7 protein-coding genes are annotated in these 4,252 nt (G+C 60.5%); 6 read left to right on the top strand and 1 reads right to left on the bottom strand.

Annotated features, from left to right (window positions below; translation table 11 throughout):
- A partial coding sequence (locus tag Y707_RS0120795) for a class F sortase (RefSeq protein WP_333782868.1) occupies nt 1-626 on the top strand: 626 nt, incomplete at its 5' end.
- A gap of 240 nt (nt 627-866) precedes the next feature.
- Nucleotides 867-1,154 carry a hypothetical protein gene (locus Y707_RS0120790; protein ID WP_026536477.1) on the top strand — a complete coding sequence of 96 codons (288 nt, stop codon included), beginning with the start codon at nt 867-869 and terminating at the stop codon, nt 1,152-1,154.
- Nucleotides 1,155-1,314: 160 nt separating this feature from the next.
- On the opposite strand, the gene Y707_RS28105 is transcribed toward Y707_RS0120790, so the two are convergent.
- Nucleotides 1,315-1,809 carry a class I SAM-dependent methyltransferase gene (locus tag Y707_RS28105; protein ID WP_333782869.1) on the bottom strand — a complete coding sequence of 165 codons (495 nt, stop codon included), beginning with the start codon at nt 1,807-1,809 and terminating at the stop codon, nt 1,315-1,317.
- A gap of 359 nt (nt 1,810-2,168) precedes the next feature.
- Here Y707_RS28105 and Y707_RS0120780 point away from each other — a divergent pair, with 359 nt between their 5' ends.
- From Y707_RS0120780 to Y707_RS30240, 4 genes are all read left to right on the top strand, one after another.
- Entirely contained in the window at nt 2,169-2,585 is a 417-nt protein-coding gene (locus tag Y707_RS0120780; RefSeq protein WP_253905291.1) for a hypothetical protein, read from the top strand.
- Between the two features lie 360 nt (nt 2,586-2,945).
- Complete coding sequence (locus tag Y707_RS28100) at nt 2,946-3,659, top strand: recombinase family protein (RefSeq protein ID WP_081745058.1); 714 nt, start codon at nt 2,946-2,948, stop codon at nt 3,657-3,659.
- Nucleotides 3,660-3,688: 29 nt separating this feature from the next.
- Nucleotides 3,689-4,000 (top strand): TnpV protein, encoded by a 312-nt coding sequence (locus Y707_RS28095; protein WP_216699311.1) that lies wholly within the window; start codon nt 3,689-3,691, stop codon nt 3,998-4,000.
- A 53-nt stretch (nt 4,001-4,053) separates the two neighbouring features.
- Nucleotides 4,054-4,252: DUF4158 domain-containing protein (locus Y707_RS30240; RefSeq protein ID WP_155853224.1), on the top strand; the 199-nt coding region annotated here is incomplete at its 3' end.

Below are 4,252 nucleotides of genomic sequence, written 5' to 3'. Positions count from 1 at the left end.
CGGTCGCCGTTTTAATCCTCACCGGCTGCGCCACCAACACCCCCGCCCAAAGCCAAGGAACGACGGCAGCGCCGTCCGTCTCCGCTTCCGCTACGCCCGCGGTACCAGCCCCGACTCAAACACCCACTGCCCCCGCGCCGGGAGCACCCGCACCAACCCTGTTGCCGGTCCTGTCGGCGTCGGACCCGGTATCATTCACCATTCCCGCCATCGACGCGGGATCTGAGCTACTGAGCCTCGGGCTGCGCGATAACGGCTCGCTCGAGGTTCCGCCCGGTGATCCAGGCGCACCCGCGAGTTGGTATAACGACTCCCCCACACCCGGTGAACGCGGACCCGCGGTCCTCCTCGGACACGTCAACGCCACCGACAGCGGCCCCGGAGTCTTCGCGGACCTCCGCAAACTCAAGGCCGGTGACACCATCGATGTGCTCCGGGAGGACGGCACCACAGCAACGTTCGTTTTCGATCGCGGTGAGCAATACGCTAAGGACGAGTTTCCCACCCAAACGGTCTACGGCAACACCGAAGGATCCGAACTACGCCTGATCACCTGCGACGGCTACGACCCGGACACCGGCGAATTCGACGACAACTACGTCGTCTACGCAAAACTAGTCACCTAAAATCATGAATTCGACAGTCACTGCTGCTGTCCCGGTCACGGGCCGGCTTACGGGGCCTACAGTTCATCGAAGCCATAGGCAACGTCTTTACCCTGAATTCAACCACTTAGCTTGAGCGATTCCGCAGGCGAACGCTCAACGTCCGTGCTGAAGGTAGTTCACCGGGCATTCACTTTCCACTGCGATACTGGGAGCCGAACCAGGATTCGTTCCGGTTTGAGAAGCAGGAGAAAATAGTCCATGCGGATCAACAGAGAAGATCAGGATTGGGACCGGGACCATGATACCCCGGTAGCGCCGCATCCCTTCCTCGACCGGTACTGGCAGGAGCTGACTATCGGTGATCGGGTTGTCGTTGAAATTATTAGTGGTCGTCCGGTCTCAGGACATGTCGATGCCATCACCGAGGACCGTAGTGTGTTGTGGGTGCAGTTCGATGAAGGTCAGGGCCGCCGGCTGTTTCACCGGCAGGACAACGTCATTCTGAACCGCGGGTATGTAGATAGTCCTCAAAAACGCCGCCGTTGATGGTGATGGCCAATTTGAAGCGGAACATAGAAGAGAAGGACCAGGTCGGGTCACAACACGTAGCTGATACCTACTGGCGGGACGATAGGCAGCTCATATCCGCCTGTCGACGGTTGCCACTCCGATGAGGCCTTGAGGCCCTCTCTGCACTCAGGACTGGTCAGCTGATGGCCGCATCTGGTGATGACGGCTTATCTGGAATGGGTTTGTGGGCTGTGAGCCGTAGCACGATGCCCCATTTGAACCGGGTGAGTTCATCGGTGACCAAGCCAGCGGCACGTACGGCGGCTTCGGGTTCACGGAGGAGGTGGTCGCCTTCAAAGCGAACCAGCAAGGGATCGAGGAGTCGTTGTACAGCGCGAACCGGCCGCACGGAGCTGGCGACGTGGTCAAGTAGGACCAGTCGGCCACCAGGACGGAGTACCCGCGCCATCTCGGCCACGGCGGCACGGTCATCGGGAATGCTGCACAGGCTCAGGGTGGCAACCACGGTATCGAAGCTGGCATCGGGAAAGTTCAGGTGCTGGGCATCCCCAAGCCGCAGGTCCACTACCCGGTGTAGCATCTCAGCCCGGGCGTGTGCCTGGGCCAGCATGCTCGCGCTGAGCTCCACACCAGTGAGCCGGCCCCACACATCGTTGGCAAGGAATGGCAGTTTATCGCTAGCTAAACCGCCAACCGAAGTTGCGATTAACCGCCATTTTTAGTTAACAGTCACAAGCCATAGAACACGACACACCGCCTTGGCGATCCCGTCTCGAATATGTCCTATGAACGGTCGCTCCGCGAGGTCGCTCCGCGAGGTCGCTCCGCGTGCTTCTTCTGTGTCGAGATCCATACTGCCAAGGGCGTGTTCGACCCCCTCATCTCCGAGCAGGGTTCCCTGGACGCTTTGTCCCTGGCGCACCGGTTCGTGAGAGATAGTTCGACGCGGAGCACCGCGAGGGGTCTCCTCCCGCAAGGCAGAGGCCGCTGCCCCTTGCTATGCTTCCAGCAGCCGGCGAAGGGGATGCAGTGTACGGGCGTGATGATGACGAATGGGACGAGTTGGTTCAGGCTGGCCATAGGTTCCTCATAGAGGTGGCAAGTCTGGGTAAGACCACGAGCTACACGGAAATGAATGCCGTCCTGCAGCGGCGCACTGGATTGGTGGGCTTCGATTTTAGCCAGGAGAAGGACCGAGCAGCGATGGGTTACCTGCTGGGCCGTGTCGTGGACCGGGACCAGGCTGATCACCCGGGCCTGATGATCTCCTCGCTAGTCGTCTATCTCAATGCGAACGACGCCGGCACCGGTTTCTGCAACCTGGCCAGGCAGAAGGGCCTACTGCACAAGGGCGACTCGAAAGAAGAGTTCTGGATTCGGCAAGTGAAGGCATCGCACGAGCTTTTCAAGACGCCGGCGCGATCGGCGGGGCCGGCCGGAGCCTGATCCTGCGTGTTCAGCCTCCGACGGGTGAAAATCGAGCGACCGCACGTCCTTGGGGCATTGTCAGAGGATCGCGCCAAGTAGCGCTGCGAAAAGCTCGCCATTTATCGTTGCGGCTCACAGCCGGAGCTTCCGCAACGGCACCAGCCGGTGTCCGCGTCGCACAGGGCGTTCCCCCTACGGGTACGAGGCTGCTGTGCAGGCGACTTCGGACATTCCGTGCAGTCGTCTTCGGAAAATGACATTTCAGAATAGAACGAGGACCCTCAAAAAACGTGTCATAATCCATGTTTTTTATTGTTATTGTCATAACTATGCGACTCACGGATTCTGAACCAGTCAAGCGAGGGGAGTGCTGAGCCGATGAGAGAGGCTGAACGCGTTCACGGCGCGGAGGAGCCGATCCTGGTCCCGGATGGCGTGTCTCTGGGTTATTGTCGCGTGTCGAGTTCGGATCAAAGTTTGGAGGGGCAGCGGCGGCTGTTGTTTGAGGCCGGCTGTTACGAGGTCTACGCGGACGTCGGTAAATCCGGGGCGACGATGAAACGGCCTGAGCTGGAGGCGTGCCTGCGGGCGCTTCAGCCGGGAAATACGCTGGTGGTGTGGAAACTGGACCGGCTTGGGCGCAGTGTCCGTGGTCTGGTGGAGCTGCTGCACCAATTGCAGGAGCGCGATGTGCAGTTCCGTTCGCTGACGGAGGGTATCGATACCACGACCACCCAGGGAATGATGATGTTCACCATCGTTGCGTCGGTGGCTGAGATGGAACGCAACCTAATCGTTGAACGCACCCGTGCGGGCCTGGCGGCCACTTCCGGCCGGGGCGGCAGGCCGCCCAGGTTGCAGGAGCATGACATCGAGGAGGCACGACGGCTGCGCTACAGCGAGAAGTGGAAACTGGACAGCATCGCGGCGAAGCTCAAAGTCAGCCGGTCAACGATTGTCAGGGCCGTCCGCTCGGACGGCGACAGCGGCGTTGGGTACGGTGGGAGCAAGAAACCGTCCCATCCCCAGGAGTTGCCCGGTGGTCAGAGCGCGCAAAAAACGGCAGGTCGAGGGGCAGGGCAGTCTCGATGACTTCCTTTTCCCTGAGTCAGAGGAGGCTCGTGATGAATCAATACGGCAAGCACGCACAGGACACTTGGAAGATGATCGCCCCGACCGAGTACGCGAAGATCGTGGACCCACAGGAGTGGTTCGAGAATCTGGGCCGGGAAGCGGAACAGGCAGTGGGGGAGCTGACATATCAGATCGCCGGCCCGGACCCGAAGGACGAAACCTACCTGGAGAAGGTCGGGAGAATCAACGCCTCGAAGATGCAGGCCGAGGAGATCGTCAGGGCCGAGATGCTGACCCCGGACCCGGCAGTGCAGGAGGAGCCGGACAAGGGGGTCGGGGACCATTCCGCGGAAAAGTAGCGCTAAGGATCAATCCGATCGCAACGATTGCTTGCGTCGATCGTTGACAGAGCATGGCTGGTGAATATTTAACGGCTGCCGAAGAGGCGGCGTACGGGCGGTATGGGCATGGAGCTCCGGAACAGTCGGTGCTGGAGCGGTTTTTCTTCCTCGATGACTTGGATCGCGAGCTGGTGGCGAAGAGGAGGGGCGACCACAACCGGCTCGGGTTCGGACTCCAGCTTGTGACCGTTCGTCATCTGGGTGCTTTCC

It is taken from the genome of Arthrobacter sp. H14, from assembly GCF_000520495.1.
In the GTDB taxonomy this organism is placed as follows: domain Bacteria; phylum Actinomycetota; class Actinomycetes; order Actinomycetales; family Micrococcaceae; genus Arthrobacter_C.
This window is presented reverse-complemented; position numbering and strand designations above follow the sequence as displayed.